Source organism: Streptomyces sp. 8N706, assembly GCF_052245415.1.
In the GTDB taxonomy this organism is placed as follows: Bacteria; Actinomycetota; Actinomycetes; order Streptomycetales; family Streptomycetaceae; genus Streptomyces.
Window position 1 is genome coordinate 57,303 of record NZ_JBQQBW010000003.1, and the last position, 16,356, is coordinate 73,658.

The 16,356-nt window shown below is 71.3% G+C and carries 18 protein-coding genes; 12 read left to right on the top strand and 6 right to left on the bottom strand.

Going from position 1 to position 16,356, the window contains the following annotated elements:
- Positions 1-6: 6 nt before the first annotated feature.
- Positions 7-672, bottom strand: coding sequence for a DUF4389 domain-containing protein (locus ACTWQE_RS02180; RefSeq protein WP_443327048.1), 666 nt, complete (start codon positions 670-672; stop codon positions 7-9).
- A gap of 474 nt (positions 673-1,146) precedes the next feature.
- Positions 1,147-1,800 carry a helix-turn-helix domain-containing protein gene (locus ACTWQE_RS02185; protein WP_443327147.1) on the bottom strand — a complete coding sequence of 218 codons (654 nt, stop codon included), beginning with the start codon at positions 1,798-1,800 and terminating at the stop codon, positions 1,147-1,149.
- 85 nt (positions 1,801-1,885) lie between these two features.
- On the opposite strand from ACTWQE_RS02185, the gene ACTWQE_RS02190 reads away from it, so the two are divergent.
- The 4 genes from ACTWQE_RS02190 (at position 1,886) to ACTWQE_RS02205 (ending at position 5,462) form a co-directional block, all read left to right on the top strand.
- The gene (locus ACTWQE_RS02190) at positions 1,886-2,953 is read left to right on the top strand and encodes an NAD(P)/FAD-dependent oxidoreductase (RefSeq protein WP_443327049.1); all 1,068 of its coding nucleotides are present in this window, start codon (positions 1,886-1,888) and stop codon (positions 2,951-2,953) included.
- 147 nt (positions 2,954-3,100) lie between these two features.
- Entirely contained in the window at positions 3,101-3,532 is a 432-nt protein-coding gene (locus ACTWQE_RS02195; RefSeq protein WP_443327148.1) for a VOC family protein, read from the top strand.
- 56 nt (positions 3,533-3,588) lie between these two features.
- Positions 3,589-4,212: a flavin reductase family protein gene (locus tag ACTWQE_RS02200; protein WP_443327050.1), complete on the top strand. Its 624-nt coding sequence runs from the start codon at positions 3,589-3,591 to the stop codon at positions 4,210-4,212.
- Positions 4,213-4,316: 104 nt separating this feature from the next.
- Positions 4,317-5,462, top strand: a complete 1,146-nt coding sequence (locus tag ACTWQE_RS02205; RefSeq protein WP_443327149.1) for a CapA family protein — start codon at positions 4,317-4,319, stop codon at positions 5,460-5,462.
- 9 nt (positions 5,463-5,471) lie between these two features.
- Here ACTWQE_RS02205 and ACTWQE_RS02210 read toward each other — a convergent pair whose 3' ends face one another.
- Both ACTWQE_RS02210 and ACTWQE_RS02215 read right to left on the bottom strand, forming a co-directional pair.
- Complete coding sequence (locus ACTWQE_RS02210) at positions 5,472-6,347, bottom strand: undecaprenyl-diphosphate phosphatase (RefSeq protein ID WP_443327051.1); 876 nt, start codon at positions 6,345-6,347, stop codon at positions 5,472-5,474.
- An 84-nt stretch (positions 6,348-6,431) separates the two neighbouring features.
- On the bottom strand, positions 6,432-7,223 hold the full coding sequence (locus ACTWQE_RS02215; RefSeq protein ID WP_443327052.1) for a TVP38/TMEM64 family protein: 792 nt from the start codon (positions 7,221-7,223) through the stop codon (positions 6,432-6,434).
- A gap of 220 nt (positions 7,224-7,443) precedes the next feature.
- On the opposite strand from ACTWQE_RS02215, the gene ACTWQE_RS02220 reads away from it, so the two are divergent.
- The 7 genes from ACTWQE_RS02220 (at position 7,444) to ACTWQE_RS02250 (ending at position 13,630) form a co-directional block, all read left to right on the top strand.
- On the top strand, positions 7,444-7,659 hold the full coding sequence (locus tag ACTWQE_RS02220) for a hypothetical protein (RefSeq protein WP_443327053.1): 216 nt from the start codon (positions 7,444-7,446) through the stop codon (positions 7,657-7,659).
- Positions 7,660-7,781: 122 nt separating this feature from the next.
- A complete protein-coding gene (gene tuf / locus ACTWQE_RS02225; RefSeq protein WP_443327054.1) occupies positions 7,782-8,954 on the top strand; it encodes an elongation factor Tu in 1,173 nt (390 codons plus the stop codon).
- Between the two features lie 635 nt (positions 8,955-9,589).
- A complete protein-coding gene (locus ACTWQE_RS02230; protein WP_443327055.1) occupies positions 9,590-10,435 on the top strand; it encodes a spermidine synthase in 846 nt (281 codons plus the stop codon).
- Positions 10,436-10,546: 111 nt separating this feature from the next.
- Positions 10,547-11,008, top strand: coding sequence for a DUF4442 domain-containing protein (locus tag ACTWQE_RS02235; RefSeq protein ID WP_443327056.1), 462 nt, complete (start codon positions 10,547-10,549; stop codon positions 11,006-11,008).
- A 323-nt stretch (positions 11,009-11,331) separates the two neighbouring features.
- Positions 11,332-12,159, top strand: a complete 828-nt coding sequence (locus ACTWQE_RS02240) for an alpha/beta fold hydrolase (RefSeq protein ID WP_443327057.1) — start codon at positions 11,332-11,334, stop codon at positions 12,157-12,159.
- Positions 12,160-12,362: 203 nt separating this feature from the next.
- Positions 12,363-13,022 carry a DedA family protein gene (locus ACTWQE_RS02245; protein ID WP_443327150.1) on the top strand — a complete coding sequence of 220 codons (660 nt, stop codon included), beginning with the start codon at positions 12,363-12,365 and terminating at the stop codon, positions 13,020-13,022.
- A gap of 86 nt (positions 13,023-13,108) precedes the next feature.
- Positions 13,109-13,630, top strand: a complete 522-nt coding sequence (locus ACTWQE_RS02250; RefSeq protein WP_443327058.1) for a gamma carbonic anhydrase family protein — start codon at positions 13,109-13,111, stop codon at positions 13,628-13,630.
- Positions 13,631-13,746: 116 nt separating this feature from the next.
- Here ACTWQE_RS02250 and ACTWQE_RS02255 read toward each other — a convergent pair whose 3' ends face one another.
- On the bottom strand, positions 13,747-14,211 hold the full coding sequence (locus tag ACTWQE_RS02255) for a hypothetical protein (protein ID WP_443327059.1): 465 nt from the start codon (positions 14,209-14,211) through the stop codon (positions 13,747-13,749).
- Between the two features lie 299 nt (positions 14,212-14,510).
- Here ACTWQE_RS02255 and ACTWQE_RS02260 point away from each other — a divergent pair, with 299 nt between their 5' ends.
- Entirely contained in the window at positions 14,511-15,317 is an 807-nt protein-coding gene (locus ACTWQE_RS02260) for an acyltransferase (protein WP_443327060.1), read from the top strand.
- Positions 15,318-15,429: 112 nt separating this feature from the next.
- Here ACTWQE_RS02260 and ACTWQE_RS02265 read toward each other — a convergent pair whose 3' ends face one another.
- Positions 15,430-16,296 carry an EamA family transporter gene (locus tag ACTWQE_RS02265; protein ID WP_443327151.1) on the bottom strand — a complete coding sequence of 289 codons (867 nt, stop codon included), beginning with the start codon at positions 16,294-16,296 and terminating at the stop codon, positions 15,430-15,432.
- Between the last annotated feature and the right edge of the window lie 60 nt (positions 16,297-16,356).

The window sequence follows — 16,356 nt, forward strand, 5'->3', positions numbered from 1 at the left end:
GAGGGCTCAGAACGGCTTGCGGGGCAGGGGCTCGAGGCCTCCCATGTCCAGCCGGAACGGCGGGTAGGCGTCCGTCATCAGCGAGGCGTAGGCGGAGACCCGCAGCACCCAGCGCTCCAGGCCGATGACCAGGTCGAAGAGCGACGGCGGGTAGCGGCCCGTGAAGGCCAGGACGATCACGGCGACGAGCGAGAGATATCCGATGAGTCCGCCGTACCAGCCCGACCAGTGGTAGCCGCCGACGAAGAACCCGACGGCGATGTAGTGCGGGATGGCGAGCAGCCACCACTTCACCAGGACCAGCCCGCGGGAGAGGTGTTCGGGGTACTCCACCTCGAAGTGGGCCGGATAGTCGGGTACGTCGGCCAGGGTGAAGGGTGGGTACCGGTCCGTGCCCAGCCCCGCGCGGGCGTAGTAGTTCACACGCCAGCTCCAGCGCAGGACACCGACATTGAAGTCGAACAGCCCCCGGGGGTACCGCGTGGTGAAGAGAATGCTGAAGAAGGCGACAACGCTGACGAGCAGGAACGCGATCCAGAGGAAGACCAGCAGGATGTAGTGCGGAAGGGCGAGGAGCCACTTCACCAGCCACATCCACCGGGACAGCCGGGGATCGAGTGAGGCCTCGACGCGTACCGGATACGGGGACCAGGCTGTCGTCACCTTGACCATCTCCTTCGGGCAGGGCCCCTGAGCACCCCCGCTTCCGACTCCGCACCCGAGCTCTCTCGGGTCGCGCCCGGGCCGGGCACGGTCGGCCTGCGGTGTGCCCCGGCTGCCGGTACCGAGGCCGGTGTTCGCCTGTCACGACAGCCGGGAGCCGTGGGGTTACGGGTACGGCCCACCCCGTGGTGGCCGTACGCGGCCCGGACGCTCCTGTGCGACGGGCTCGGCTGCCTCAGCGGGGAGGCGCGACGCAAGGCCGGTGCCACCCCGGTGGTGTCGGCTCGGCCACCGGTCCTGTTCCTGTGATCAGGTTCCCACCGGTCGGGGCGGGCCACCACTCGCCGCCTCCCGGCCCAGGGGAACTCCCGCCGAGAAGCCGGGTGGCCGACGACCCTGCGGTTCGCCGATTGAGGGGAGTGCGCCCCGAAGATCAGGGCAGGCAGTGTCCCGGCCGGATCGGGGCGGGTGGCCGTACCGGGGTCATCCGCCTGCTCCTCGTACGGCCGACGGCCCGGTCCCGGGTCTCCGGCCCGGCCCGTCCTCCTGCACCTGCGGGCGGGCACGTACGTGCATGCGTTCGCCTTGGGCCCCGTAGAGGGCGAGCCATTCGACGGGGTGGTCTCCGGCGTTGGCGACGCCGTGAGGCATACGGGTGTCGAATTCGGCGGCTTCACCGGCAGCGAGGACGAGGTCGTGCTCGCCGAGGGCCAGGAGCAGGCGGCCGGAGAGGACGTACAGCCACTCGTACCCCTCGTGCGTGCCCTGTTCAGGCCGTTGCCTCCGGCCGGCTCCCGGGACGGGGAGGATTTGCTTGTAGGCGTGCATGCCGCCGAGGTGCCGGGTCAGGGGGATCCAGGTCTGGCCGTGGCGGGTGAAGGGCCGCGGGTGGATGCGGGGGTCGCCGGTCTGGGTACCGACCAGCTCATCCAGGGGCACACCGTGCGCTTTGGCCAGTGGGAGCAGATGTTTGAGGGCCGGCTCCCGCTGTCCGGCCTCCAGCCGGGACAGGGTGCTCACTGAGATCCCCGTGGCTGCGCTGAGCTCGGCGAGGGTGGTGCCGCGCGCTTGCCGCAGGGCGCGCAGTCGCGGCCCGACAGCCGTCAGTGCCTGGGCGAGCTGATCGTCGTCCTTCATGCCTCTATTTGCTGGAACGGCAAATAACTTTGTCAAGTCGGTGAATGTGCGTTCATGATCTGCCTCGGAATTGGAGGTAACGCCCATGAGCGAACGAAAAGCGCAGCATGTCAGCGACCTGTCGGACGGTGGCGATCACGGCTATGACGTCGTGGTGATCGGGGGTGGCGCCGCCGGCCTGAGCGGGGCGCTCACCCTGGGGCGGGCAAGGCGATCGGTGCTCGTCATCGACAGCGGCCGCCCACGCAACGCCGCGGCTGCGGGAGTTCACGTCTATCTCGGCCGCGAGGGCGCCACGCCCGGCACGCTGCTGGCCGACGGGCGCGAGGAGGTGCGCTCCTACGGCGGACGGATCACCCAGGGCACCGCCGTGTCCGCCGAGAGGGACGCGACGGGCTTCGCCGTCCGGCTCGCCGATGAGAGCACGGTGCACGGCAAGCGGCTGCTGGTGACGACGGGGCTCGTCGACGAGCTGCCTGAGGTGCCCGGCCTGGCCGGGCTGTGGGGCACGGACATCCTGCACTGTCCGTACTGCCACGGATGGGAAGTGCGCGACGAGGCGATCGGGATTCTGGGGACTGGACCGTTGGCGGTGCACCAGTCCCTGATGTGGCGGCAGTGGAGCGAGAACGTCACGTTGTTCCTGCACACTGCCCCCGAGCCGAGCGATGAGGAGTACGAGCAACTCGCTGCCCGCGGTATCGCAGTGGTGGACGGTGAAGTGACCGCCCTGGAACAGACCGACGGGCGACTGGCCGGGGTGCGTCTGGCCGCCGGCACGGTCGTCCCCTGCCGGGCCCTGGGCGTGGCCCCGCGATGGGTGGCCCGCGCCGGGTTCCTGGCCACCCTTGGCCTGGAGTCGGCCGAGCAGGTGATGTCGGGGACAGTGATCGGCAGCTACATCCCCTGCGGCCCCACGGGGGAGACGGCGGTGCCGGGCGTGTGGGTGGCCGGCAACGTCGCCACTCCGACCGAGCAGGTCATCGGCTCCGCCGCCGCCGGAGCCCGCGCCGCCGGAGCGATCAACGCCGACCTCACGGCCCAGGACACCCGCCTCGCCGTCGCCGCCCGCCGCGTCGGCAGCGCCTTCTCCCCGGAGATGGAACGCGAGGTGGCCGAGCGCGTCCTGAGCGATCGCCGCCACGGCTTGTGACTCCGGCCCCACGAGGAAAGGTCGATGCGGCATCCGACGGCGGTGCTGTGCGGTTCTGAGCATGTGTCATCGGTTATGGCACAGTCTTCCTGCGGGCTGTGCCATAACCGCATTCGAGCCAGTAAAAAAGAGAAGAGGGCGCACCACATGGACTACACGATCGAGGTCCTCACCGTCCCTGTTGCCGATGTCGACCGGGCCAAGGAGTTCTACGCGGACAAATGCGGCTTCCACGTCGACCTCGATACCGAGGTGGCGCCGGGTATCCGTATCGTGCAAATCACGCCGCCGGGCTCGCGGTGTTCGATCGCGCTGTCACAGGGCATGCCGGCCTCGCCGAACCAGTCGGACATGAAGCCTGGCACCCTGCGCGGCGTGCAGATCTGCGTGACCGACATCGCCGCGGCGCATGCCGAGTTGTCGGGGCGCGGCGTCGAGATCAGCCCGGTGCAGCACGTGGGGCCCTCGGGCTGGGAGGAGGGAAACGGCGAGACCTGGAACTCCTTCGCCTTCTTCGCCGACCCGGACGGCAACGGCTGGGTGCTCCAGGAGGCGCCGTCCCCGCTGTCCGAGCGTTGAACTGCTCCGTCACGCGCTGGACAGCGGCTCCGTCGACGGCGTGGATACTGGCAGTCATGCGTATCGACTTCGACCCCGCGGCCCTGGATCGGAACTCCTTCTACAAGCTCCTGACCTCGGTGGTCGTGCCCCGCCCGATCGCCTGGGTCTCCACCGTCTCCGCGGACGGGACGGACAATCTCGCCCCGCACTCCTTCTTCACGATTTCCTGTGTGGAACCGCCCGTCGTGCAGTTCACCTCCGTCGGCCGGAAGGACTCCCTGCGCAATATCGAGGCCACCGGTGAGTTCGTGGTCAACCTCGCTCCCGAGCGGCTCTTCGAACAGATCAACGCCACGGCGACGGACTTCCCGCCCGGCGTCAGTGAGTTCGACGCCGTGGGCGTGGCCCGTGAGCCGAGTCTGCGGGTCAAGCCGCCGCGGGTCGCGGACTCGCCCGTGGCCCTGGAATGCGAGCTGCACAGCACCTTGCGTCTCGGCGACTCCACCGTGGTCCTCGGCACGGTGGTGCACGCCGCGGTGGCCGAGGACGTCGTCGTGGACGGTCATCCCGAGGTGACGAAGCTGCGCCCGCTCACGCGGCTCGGCAAGGACGAGTGGGGCACCCTCGGCGAGGTCCAAGAGATCTCCCGCATCCGTTACGCGGATTGGGACGGCCGTACGGGAGACAGGTCAAGCTGACGCGCCGCTTACTCCTGTCGGCCCATCCGAATGGCTCCCCGGCTGCGGCCGGCCGGACCTCGGTACACGCTGCCAAGAGGTGTACCGAGGTGAGGGAGACGGACATGCGGTTCGCGCGGCGGACGAAGCTGGCGATATGGGGAGCGGCGCTGGGCGCGGTCGCGGCCTGCTCGGCGCAGGGAGCGAAACCGCCGGGGCCGCCTGCCCCGCCGTCCGCATCGAAGGCCGCACGGGCCGAGGGTTCCGGCGACCGGAGTTCCTTCACCGTCGTGGCGACCGGCGATGTGATTCCCTATCCCTCGATCATCCGCCAGGCCCGGACCGACGCAGGCGGCGCCGGGTATGACTTCAGCCCCATCCTCGCCGGGATCAAACCTGTCGTCGCCCCCGCCGACCTGGCGATCTGCCATATGGAGACGCCGTACGGCCCGGCGGAGGGGCCGTTCACCGGCTACCCGATGTTCCAGTCCCCGCCGGACGTCGCCCGCGGGCTTCGTGCCACCGGGTACGACAGTTGTTCGACCTCCTCCAACCACACCCTGGACGCGGGAGCCGACGGCGTGCGCCGTACCCTCGACGCCCTCGACGCCGCGGGCGTACGGCACGTGGGGTCGGCCCGCAGCGCCGAGGAGGCCGCCCGCCCCGCGCGGCTGCGCGCCGGCGGTGCCGATGTCGCCCACCTCGCGTACACCTACGGCACCAACGGCGTGCCGCTGCCCGACGGCCGGCCGTGGGCGGTGAACCTCCTCGACCCCGACCGGGTCATCGCCGACGCCCGGGCAGCGCGCCGCGCCGGAGCCCATGTGGTCCTGGTCAGCCTCCATTGGGGGACCGAATGGCAACAGGACCCCGACCGGCAGCAGGTGGAGCTCGCCAAGAAGCTGACCGCCGCCCGCACGGACGGGAAGCCCGACATCGACCTGCTGATCGGTACGCACAACCATGTGCCGCAGGCGTACGAGAAGGTCAATGGAGTCTGGGTGGTGTACGGACTCGGCGATCAGGTCGCGAGTTTCGTACCGGGCCTCTACCGCGGCAACGACGGCTCGATCGCGCGCTTCACCTTCGCCCCGGCGGGCGACCGCTGGACCGTCTCCAAGGCCGAGTTCCTGGTCGGGCACTCGGACACCGGCCCGCCGTTCCGCGTGGTCAGGGCCACGGAGACCCACTTTCCCGAGGTACGGGACCGGGTGCGCAAAGCCGTCTTGAGCCGGGGCGCGGCGCAGGACGGCCTCACGGAGGGGAGGTGAGGGTCCGGCTCAGCCCGCGGACTCGGCCGCGTGCGGACTCAGCACATCGGCGCTGATGAGCGCGAAGAGAAGAATGCCCAGCAGGATCCGGTAGATCACAAAGGGCATGAAGCTCTTGGTGGTGATGAAACGCATGAACCATGCGATGACCGCGTATCCGACAACGAAGGCGACAACGGTCGCGAATATCGTCGGTCCCCACGCGACATGCCCCCCAGCGCCCGCGTCCTTGAGTTCGAACACCCCGGAGGCCAGGACCGCCGGGATCGCGAGCAGGAACGAGTAGCGTGCGGCCGCCTCCCGCGTGTAGCCCATCAGCAGACCGCCGCTGATCGTCGCCCCCGAGCGGGAGACGCCGGGGATCAGCGCCATGGCCTGGCACACGCCGTAGATCAGACCGTCCCGGACGCCCAGCTCGGCGAGGGTCTTGCGCTCCAGGACGGCACGGTGCTTGCCGCCGGTCTCGTCCCGGGCCGCCAGCCGGTCGGCGACGCCCAGCACGATCCCCATGACGATCAGCGTGGTGGCGATCAGGCGCAGATCCCGGAACGGCCCCTCGATCTGGTCCTTGAGCGTGACGCCCAGCACGCCGATCGGAATCGAGCCCACGATCACCAGCCAGCCCATCTGGGCGTCGTGGTCACCGCGTATGTCCTTGTCCACCAGGGACCGGGCCCAGGCGGAGACGATCCGGGCGATGTCCTTGCGGAAGTAGATCAGTACGGCGGTCTCCGTGCCGATCTGGGTGATCGCCGTGAAGGCCGCTCCCGGGTCGTTCCAGTCCGCGAACGCCGCGGTCAGCCGCAGATGCGCGCTGGAGGAAATGGGGAGGAACTCGGTCAGCCCCTGGACGAGCCCGAGGATGAATGATTCGAACCAGGTCATGACGGAGTCTGCTCGTCCTTGTGATCGTCGGGGGAGTTCGGATCAGATGCTATGGCCTCCCCGCGATGCCCGTGACCCTCGGGGTCACCCTGGCGCCCGGCTCGGGACCTCCTCCTGGCCGGGCCTCGGAGTTCGGGGTGCGGGCCGCGGTCCGGGCCGGAGCGCGAGCCGGGGCAGTCGCCCGCGTTTGCGCCAGGCGACGGCCGGCCCGGCGAGCCCCGTCACCGCGATGAAGCCCATCGCGATCAGGAACGTCGGCGAGGTCGGTGTGGCCGCCCGGCTGCCCGCGATCACGTACGCCGCCGTGTTCGGCACGCACCCCAGCCCCGTGCCCAGCAGGAACGGCAGCCAGCGCATCCGTGAGACGGCCGCGCAGTAGTTGGCCGCGGCGAACGGCACGCCGGGGAACAGCCTCACTGCCAGCGTCGAGCGGAAGCCGTGCCCGCTGAGCTGCCGGTCGGCCGCCGCCAGCCAGCGCGCCCGCAGGAGCGGACGGAGCGCATCCTGGCCGAGGGCCCGTCCCAGACCGAACGCGATGCCCGCTCCGAGCACCGTGCCCCCGAGGGCCGCGGCCAGCCCGAAGTGCGAGCCGAACAGAGCTCCTGCCGCGAGGTTGAGCATCGGGCGGGGCACGAGCGCGGTGGTGCACAGTCCGTACGTCACCGCGAACAGCACCACGGCCGCACCGCCCAGTGCCTGCGGTGGCCGGTCGGCGGTGAGCAGCCGCTGCGGCTCGAGCAGCACCACGGCCGTCGCGGCCCCGGCGAGGAGCAGGAGGAGCAGAGCGAAGCGGGACCAGGGGGACAGCAGCGCCCCGGCGCAGCGCGCGGTCGGGCCCGGGGCGGCGGGCACGGGTTGCGGGGCAGGGGCTGGCATCCGGGGAGGGTAACCGACGAAGAGGACTGATCGCCGGACGCCGTGGCGCTGCGACCGGTCGCCCCGGGGCACGGCGGCCGAACGCGGCGCCCGCGTACGGGAGCGGGCGGGGGCGCGAGCGCGTACGGGTGCGGGTGGGGGGTCTCGCCGGGTCTCCCTGAACTGGCGCCGCGTACAAAATGGTTGGACGCCTTCCCGGCCGCCCGCGATCATTGGCGGCATGTTCCGGCACGCCTTCCTCGCGCTCTCGTCCGCAGTCGCGGACGCGCCGAAGGCTGCCGTCGTTTCCTCGGCAATCGCCGCGGCGGAGGCAATCGCCGCGGCAGACACCGTCACCGGCGCCGCCGCGGACCACGTGACCGGCACGGTCGCGGACAGGGCGACCCTCGCCGCCGCAGCCGCGGTGACGGCGCCCGTCGGCGGCGCCCGAATCTGACCCTTCCCGGATTGTCCGGCGGACCCCGCAGGGGGAGGGTCGGTCAGGCCCAGGGGTCCCGTCCCGCCCTCTGTGGTGAACCGCAGCGGAGCGTCCGAGGACGAACTCCCGAGGAAGAAACCATGTCCAAGCAGGCATATGTGCGCACCAAGCCGCACCTCAACATCGGCACCATGGGCCATGTCGACCACGGCAAGACCACACTGACCGCCGCCATCACCAAGGTCCTCAGCTCACGCGGCTCCGGAACGTTCGTGCCGTTCGACCGGATCGACCGAGCGCCCGAGGAGGCGGCGCGCGGCATCACCATCAACATCGCGCACGTCGAGTACGAGACCGACACCCGGCACTACGCGCATGTCGACATGCCGGGCCACGCCGACTACGTCAAGAACATGGTCACCGGCGCCGCCCAGCTCGACGGGGCGATCCTCGTCGTATCGGCGCTGGACGGCGTCATGCCGCAGACCGCCGAGCATGTGCTGCTGGCCCGCCAGGTCGGCGTCGAGGACATCGTCGTCGCCCTCAACAAGGCCGACGCGGGCGACCCCGAGCTGACGGACCTGGTCGAGCTCGAGGTACGGGAGTTGCTGTCCGCGCATGGTTACGCCGGGGACGCCGTACCGGTCGTACGCGTTTCGGGCCTGCGGGCGCTGGACGGCGACCCGCGCTGGACCGGCGCCATCGAGGCGCTGCTGGACGCCGTCGACACGTATGTGCCCACGCCCGTCCGGTACACCGACGCGCCCTTCCTGCTGCCGGTGGAGAACGTTCTCACCATCACCGGGCGCGGGACCGTCGTCACGGGAGCCGTGGAGCGCGGAAGGGTCCGGGTCGGCGACCGTGTGGAAGTGCTGGGCGCGGGCCTCGAGACCGTGGTCACCGGTCTGGAGACCTTCGGCAAACCGATGGAGTCCGCGGAGGCGGGTGACAATGTCGCGCTTCTGCTGAGGGGGGTTCAGCGGGACGCGGTACGGCGGGGACATGTCGTGGCGGCGCCCGGCAGCGTGGTGCCGCGGCGGCGCTTCACGGCGCAGGTGTACGTGCTGTCGGCGGCCGAAGGGGGCCGGAGCACTCCGGTCGCCACGGGCTACCGGCCGCAGTTCTACATCCGCACAGCGGACGTGGTGGGCGACATCGACCTCGGCGAAGCCGCGGTCGCCCGACCCGGTGAGACCGTCACCATGGCGGTCGAACTCGGCAGGGACGTCCCGCTCGAGGCGGGCCTCGGCTTCGCCATCCGGGAAGGCGGCCGCACGGTAGGGGCCGGCACGGTCATCGCGGTCGCGGACTGACCGGCGCGGTCGGCCCCGGGGACGCGGGTCGCGACGTCCCGTTCCGGAAGGCGCGGGGGCACCTGTCCTGTTCCGGAGGGGCGCGGGGCGGCACGGAGGGCGTGGGGCACCACCTCCCGTTCCGGAGGATGCCGGGGGACCGGCACCACGTGCCGTTCCGCTTCTCCCGGGGGCGCGGAGGCGTCCGCGTACCGCGTACGGGGTTTGGAAACGACGGCAGCCCCCGGCCGGTGCGACGCGCGGCAGGCGTACGAGCGGACCCTGCTCCTGGGCCCGGCTACGGTCCGTCATCCGGACCGGAGCCGGGCCCCGTTGGGCACACCCGCGGCCGATCAGGGCGGCCGCCGCGTGCTCGGGAAGGCGGCGGGCCCGAAGGACACCGAACGGAAGCCGCCCGCCTTCTGCCGCGCGATGCGCACCGCGTACACCGCGTACCGGGTACACCGCGTACCGGGTACACCGCGTACCGGGTACACCGCGCACCTCGCACTGCGCACCTCGCACCTCGCACCTCGCACCTCGCACCTCGCACCGCGTACACCCCGCACCGCGTACGACAGAAGGCGGGCGGCGGCGGCCCGCGCGTGCCTCGCCCCGCCTGCCGCGACCGGTCACCCAGCGGCGACAATGGCAGCGTGGACGAGCCGATTCCCGTGACACGGGCCGTGGACCACGGCACCGCCAAGCTGATGCCCGATGTCGACCGGGCGCGGGCATGGCTGCTCACGGTGGACGGCGCCCCGCAGTCGTATGTGAACCTCGACGAGCCCACCGACCTGGAGTTCGAGTACGTTCGGCGGCTCGCCCATGTCGTGGATGTCGTGGCGCCGCAGGACCGCCCGCTCGACGTGCTGCATCTCGGCGGGGGCGCGCTCACCCTGCCGCGCTATGTCGCCGCGACCCGCCCCGGGGCGCGGCAGACGGTGATCGAGGCCGACCGGGGCCTCATCGCGCTCGTCGGGGAGTATCTGCCGCTGCCCGCGGAGTCGGGCATCACCGTGCACGGTGCGGACGCGCGTGCCTGGTTGGAAAAGGTGGAACCAGCCGGGACGGACGTCCTCGTCGCGGACGTCTTCGGCGGTTCGCGGGTGCCCGCGCAGCTCACGTCCGTGGAGTACGCCCGGGCAGCTCGGCGCGCTCTGCGACCCGGCGGCGTCTATGCGGCCAACCTCGCGGACGGCGCCCCGTTCGCCTTCCTGGGCTCCCAAATCGCAGCTCTGAGCGGCGTGTTCGAACATCTGTGCCTGATCGCCGAGCCCGCTGTGCTGCGCGGGCGCCGCTTCGGCAACACCGTGCTCGTGGCATCCGACGCCGAGCTGCCGGTGGCGGCCCTGGCCCGCCGGACCGCGGCCGACGCCTTCCCCGCCCGGGTGGAGTACGGTGCCCCGCTGGACCGGCTGTCGGCAGGGGCCGGGCCCGTCCACGACCACGACGCGGCGCCGTCGCCGGAGCCGCCGGACGGCGCTTTCACGCTCCGCTGACGGGACCCCCGGCACGGACCCCGCAAACCGCCACGCTCCGTGGCCGCTGCCGTACGAGAGCTGCTCCGACCGCCCTGCCGCCATGGGCTACTCGCTGGTAACATCCCGGCCATGTCCGAGACCCTGCCGTCGATCGGCGACATGCTCGCGGCCACCGTGCCGATGGCCCGCACCCTGAACCTCGAGTTCATCGAGACCACCGCGGAGCGCGCCGTCCTCCGCTTGCCCGACCAGCCCGACTTCCATAATCACGTCGGGGGGCCGCACGCCGGTGCGATGTTCACGCTCGCCGAGTCCGCCAGCGGCGCGATCGTGCTCGCGGCCTTCGGTGACCAGCTCTCGCGGGCCGTCCCGCTCGCCGTACGCGCCGAGATCGGTTACAAGAAGCTCGCGATGGGGCCGGTGACCGCCACCGCCCGGCTCGGCCGCCCGGTCGGCGATGTCGTCGCCGAGCTCGACGCCGGACAGCGCCCCGAGTTCCCGGTGGAGATCGCCATCACCCGGGAGGACGGCGCGATCACCGGGGAGATGTCGATCCTGTGGACGCTCCGGCCGCACGAGCAGGGGAGCTGAAGCCATCCGTATCCGCGGCTCCGGGCACCCTGGCCGGTGGCCGGCCGGCGCCCCGGCGCGGTGCGGTCGCCGTCGCGGGACTCGGTGCGAGCGGCGTCATGCGCGGCGGTCCTCGGTGCCGCGACAGCAGTGAGGTGATTCCCGCGCGCGAGCGCGTCAGTAAAAGCCCATACGGCCCCGGTCTCAAGACCGGGGCCATGTGACGTTGAGCGTTTGACGAACACCTTGACCCTGCCATACCCGGAAGTAACCATTCCGTTTACCGGTCGACATGGTCGAACCGGGTCGGGCACTCATGCCCGGTGCACGGAAAGGTTCACGCCATGCGTCTGCGCTCCATCGTCCGGTTCCCCGTCGCGGCCGCCGCCACGGCGGCCCTGGCCGTGGCGGGTCTCGCCGCACCGGCCCACGCCGACGTCACGGACCTCCCGCCCCCGGGCGCCAACAACCCGGCCTGCAAGCCGGACGCTGAGCATCCGCAGCCCGTCGTCCTGGTCAACGGCACGTTCAAGACCATGGCGGAGAACTGGGCGACGCTCTCACCGCAGCTCGCCGACGCGGGCTACTGCGTCTTCGCCTTCAACTACGGCAACGCGGCCACCGATCCCGTGGCCGACTCGGCGGCGGAACTCCGTGACTTCGTGAACACCGTGCTGGAGACGACCGGCGCGGACAAGGTCGACATCGTGGGCCACAGCCAGGGCGGGATGATGCCCCGCTACTACGTGAAGTTCCTGGGTGGCGCACCCCTGGTCGACGACCTGGTGGGCATCGTGCCGTCCAACCACGGCACCTCGAACCCGCTGGCCCTCGCGGCCGGCGCCACCGTCTGCCCGTCCTGCGCGGACCAGACCGCCGGCTCCGACCTGCTGCGGAAGCTCAACGCCGAGCCCGAGACCCCCGCCGGCCCCGATTACACGGTGGTCACCACGGAGTACGACGAGGTCGTGGTGCCCTACACCAGCGCCTATCTGAGCGGCTCGCCGAAGCATCTCACCAATGTCCGCGTCCAGGACCGCTGCCCGCTCGACACGACCGAGCACGACCAGGCCACCAAGGATCCGGTCGTCGCCCAGTGGGTGAAGAACGCCCTCGCCCGCAAGGGGCCCGCCGACCCGGCCTTCGAGCCGCACTGCCTCGGCGCCGGCTGAACCCACGGCACGGCACAGGATCGCGGCGTCCCGGTCCCCAGCAACTCCGGCGCCCCGGGTGTCCCGGCGCTCCGATGTCCATCGCCCGGCCCCCGCGTACGAACAGCTGACCGCCCTGCATTCCGCGGATCCAGTAGGCTGCCCGGGATGCGCCCCACGGCGTATGCCGGGCAGTAAGGGTCATGACACGGGAGGAACCGGCTTTGCACGTCCAGGAATGGCTCGAGACGGTTCCGGCGGTCAGCATTTACGCCCTCGTGGCGGCCGTCATCGGTCTGGAGAGCCTCGGCATCCCCCTGCCCGGTGAGATCGTGCTCGTCAGCTCGGCGCTCCTCGCCTCGCAGCACGGAGAGGTCGACCCCGTGATCCTCGGTGCGTGTGCCACCGCCGGTGCCATCGTGGGCGACTCCATCGGATACGCGATCGGGCGCAGGGGCGGCAAGCCGCTGCTGACCTGGCTCGGGGGCAGGTTCCCCAAGCACTTCGGGCCCCATCACATCGCGAGCGCCGAGCTCTCCTTCGAGAAGTGGGGCATGTGGGCGGTCTTCTTCGGCCGCTTCGTCGCCCTGCTGCGGATCTTCGCCGGACCCCTGGCGGGCGTGCTGCGCATGCCGTACTGGAAGTTCCTCATCGCCAACGTGCTCGGCGGCATCGTCTGGGCGGGCGGCACCACCGCTGTCGTCTACTACGTCGGGATCGTCGCGGAGGCCTGGCTCAAGCGCTTCTCCTGGCTCGGTCTGATCCTCGCCGTGGTGATCGGTCTGGCCTCGTTCCTGATGGTCAGGAGGCGGGCGAAGAAGGCGGCGGCCGCGGTGGAGGAGCAGGCCGAGCGGACGGCCGAGCCCGTCCCGGCCGCCGACTGACCCGGTCGGTCCGGGCGGATCTACCGTCCGTGAACCCCCTGGACTCATGGGGCCGGGGGCCAGAGAGCAGCAGCGAGGAGAGGGCGATGGGAGCACAGGCGTTGATCGCGGGCGTGGGCGGCAAGGAGCCGAAGGTCGACCCGGAGGCGTTCACGGCGCCGACCTCGGTCGTGATCGGCGATGTCGCCATGGCCGCGGGCTCCAGTGTCTGGTATCACACCGTGCTACGCGCCGACGGCGGGCCCATCTCCATCGGCGCGGACAGTAACATCCAGGACAATTCCACCCTGCATGTGGACCCCGGCTTCCCGCTGACCGTCGGCGAGCGGGTCTCCGTCGGCCACAACGCCGTTCTGCACGGGTGCACCGTCGAGGACGATGTCCTGGTCGGCATGGGCGCCACAGTCCTCAACGGCGCCCATATCGGCGCCGGCTCCCTCGTCGCGGCCCAGGCGCTCGTGCCCCAGGGCATGCGGGTGCCGCCGGGGTCCCTGGTCGCCGGAGTGCCCGCGAAGGTCAAGCGTGAGCTGACCGCGGAGGAGCGCGAGGGCATAGAGCTGAACGCCGCGGCGTATCTGGAACTGGCGAAGCGGCACCGCGCGATCTGACACCGGTGGCAGACGACGCCGGGACGGGCCGGCGGTGTCTGCAGCGGCGTACGGCCTGTCGAAGGACGGTCGGGCAGGAGCCCGCAGTCGTACCAGGACGTCAGCCGGGCGGCCGGTCAGCCGGTGTGGATCTGTCCGTCCTGCAGACGGTAGTGCGCCGGTTCGGAGCAGCCGATCGACGGGGTCACCAGCAGGCTCACCGAGATCGGGGCGGGGTCGGTACCGGCCGTGGAGAACTCGCAGACGGCTCCGCTGCCGGTCAGCGGGTACCAGAACCAGGTGTCCGCCTCCCCGACCGTGATCCGGTCCGTCTCCTTCCACGCACCGCCGCTGTAGGCGTAGACCTGCATGCGTACGGAGGCGGCGTACTGGTCGTCCACGGAACGCACCGCGGTGAGTGTGATCTTGTGGTCCTGGCCGAGGACGGAGGACGCGATCTGCTGGGTCTGCTGCCGCGCCACCCGCGTCTCCGGGCTGCCGGTGGCCTGTGCACCGGCTGCGGTCACGGTGGTGAGAGCGACTGCCGCGGTGATCAGAGCGGCGCCTTTGCGGGCGAGCGGCCGGGCGGTGATGTTCTTCATGTTTCCCCCATCTGGTGTGGTAGTGGAGAAGGCACCGTCAAATCAGGCACTCCTGTACCAATACCTCCATCCGTCATGGACGGAGACACACCACGCGCCCCGGGGGTTGTACGTACGGCCACGGAGAGCGGGAGGATTCCGTGAGGGGGCGTCAACCGTGCCCGCCGCTCAGGCTGTTCCCCGGTGACCGGGAGCCCGTCCGCGGACGGTGGGTCGCCTGTCGGGTCCCGGGCGGGTTGGGGTGAAGATCACAGCCCGGGGCGTGCTGTGGCCGGGACGTGGCTGAGTACCGTGTGCGGGTGCCGAAAAACCGGAACACGTTCTCATCGCTCGAGGCCTGGAGGCGCCGGGCCGTCACACGCCTGGTGCACCGCGGGTGGCGATGGATGCAGAACGCCGGTGCGGTCACCGCGGAGCGGCCCGGCCGCCACCGTTTCGGCCGGATAGGCCCCGGCACCCGGCTGGCCTTCCCTCAGGGAACGGTCTTCGGCGAGCCGTGGATCCACCTGGGCGACCACTGCATCATCGGCGAACAGGTGACGCTGACGGCCGGGATGATGCCCGGTCTCGACCTGGGGCCGGACCCGGTGCTGCGGTTGGGGAACGGCGTCGTCCTCGGCCGGGGCAGCCATGTGGTGGCCTCACGGCCGGTGGTCTTCGGAAACGATGTGTTCTGCGGCCCGTATGTCTACGTCACCAGCGACAACCACTCCTACGACGACCCCGCGCAGCCGGTCGGCCGGCAGTGGCCCCGTACCGCCCCCGTCGAGATCGGCGCGGGCAGCTGGCTGGGCGCGGGCGCGGTGATTCTCCCCGGCGCCCGGCTCGGCCGGAACGTCGTGGTCGCGGCGGGAGCCGTCGTGCGGGGCGAGGTGCCCGACCATGCGGTGGTCGCGGGAGCGCCCGCCCGTGTCGTCCGCCGCTGGGATCCGGAGGCGGGGTGGCAGCCTCCGCTGCGTACGCCGCCGCCGGTCCCGATACCGGAGGGCGTCACCCCCGAACAGTTGGCGGCGCTGGCGGACCCCGGCCGGGAGGCTGCCGAAACGGGCCCGGCCGCCCCGGAGGCGGCCGGGCCGGGCACACTGGATCTGTCGGCGGAGCGGTGAGACCGGTGAGGAGGCGCGGGTGATGAGTCCTCGCACCCTGCGCGTCCTGCTGGCGATCGCGGTGGTCCTTCAGGGCATCGCGCTCGCGGTCTACGCCGCCCGGAGGCTCTGATCAGCCGGCGGCCAGCAGTACGGTGCCGAAGAGCGCGAGTCCGGCGCCCGCCGCCTGCACCGTCCGCAGCCGCTCCTTGAGCAGGCCCCGTGCCGCCAGTGCGGTGATCACCGGGTAGAGCGAGGCGAGGACCGCCGCGACGGTCACCGGCCCCAGCTGGGCGGCCAGCGCGTAGCAGCCGTTGGCCGCCACATCGGCCAGACCCACGAACGCCAGCGCGGGCAGCGACGACTGGACCAGACGCCGGCCACCGTCCTCGGGCAGCGCCGGGGCACCGCGCCGCACGGACGCGTACAGGGCCGTGCCACCGACGACGATGTTGGCCACCCGCTGGACGAAGAGCGCGAGGAAGAGCCCGGTGAGGCTGGAGGACGCCTCGGCGATGAGTGCCATGACCGCGCCGAAGCCGAACGCCGCCACGAGGGTCAGCAGGATCGCCTGTCGCTGCACCGGCGCCCCGCGAAGCTGCGGACCGCCCGCGAGCACGACTCCGACGACGGCCACGGCGATCCCGGCGACCTGGAGCAGGCCCGGCCGCTCGCCGATGAGCAGACCGACCCCGACCGGGACGGCCACGCCGACCGAACCGAGCGGCGAGACGACGCCCATCGGACCGAGTGCGAGAGCCCGGTAGAAGCAGAGCATGGCCGTGGGGCCGACGACGCCCGCCGCGACGGCGAACCACAGCTGGGGACCGGCCTCGTTCCAGCCGCCGGTGGCGATCACGATCGCGCCGAGCACGACTGCGGCGATCGTCTGGGAGACGACGACCACCGTGAGGGCCGGGATGCGCCGTGTCAGCAGCCCGCCGCCGAAGTCGGCCAGCCCCCAGAGGAGACTGGTGGCCAGAGCGAAGACGGCTGTCATGACGAAACCTCGCAGTACAGTGTGATGGACGCTGAAGTCCAGCACAGCGTAGTTCATAAA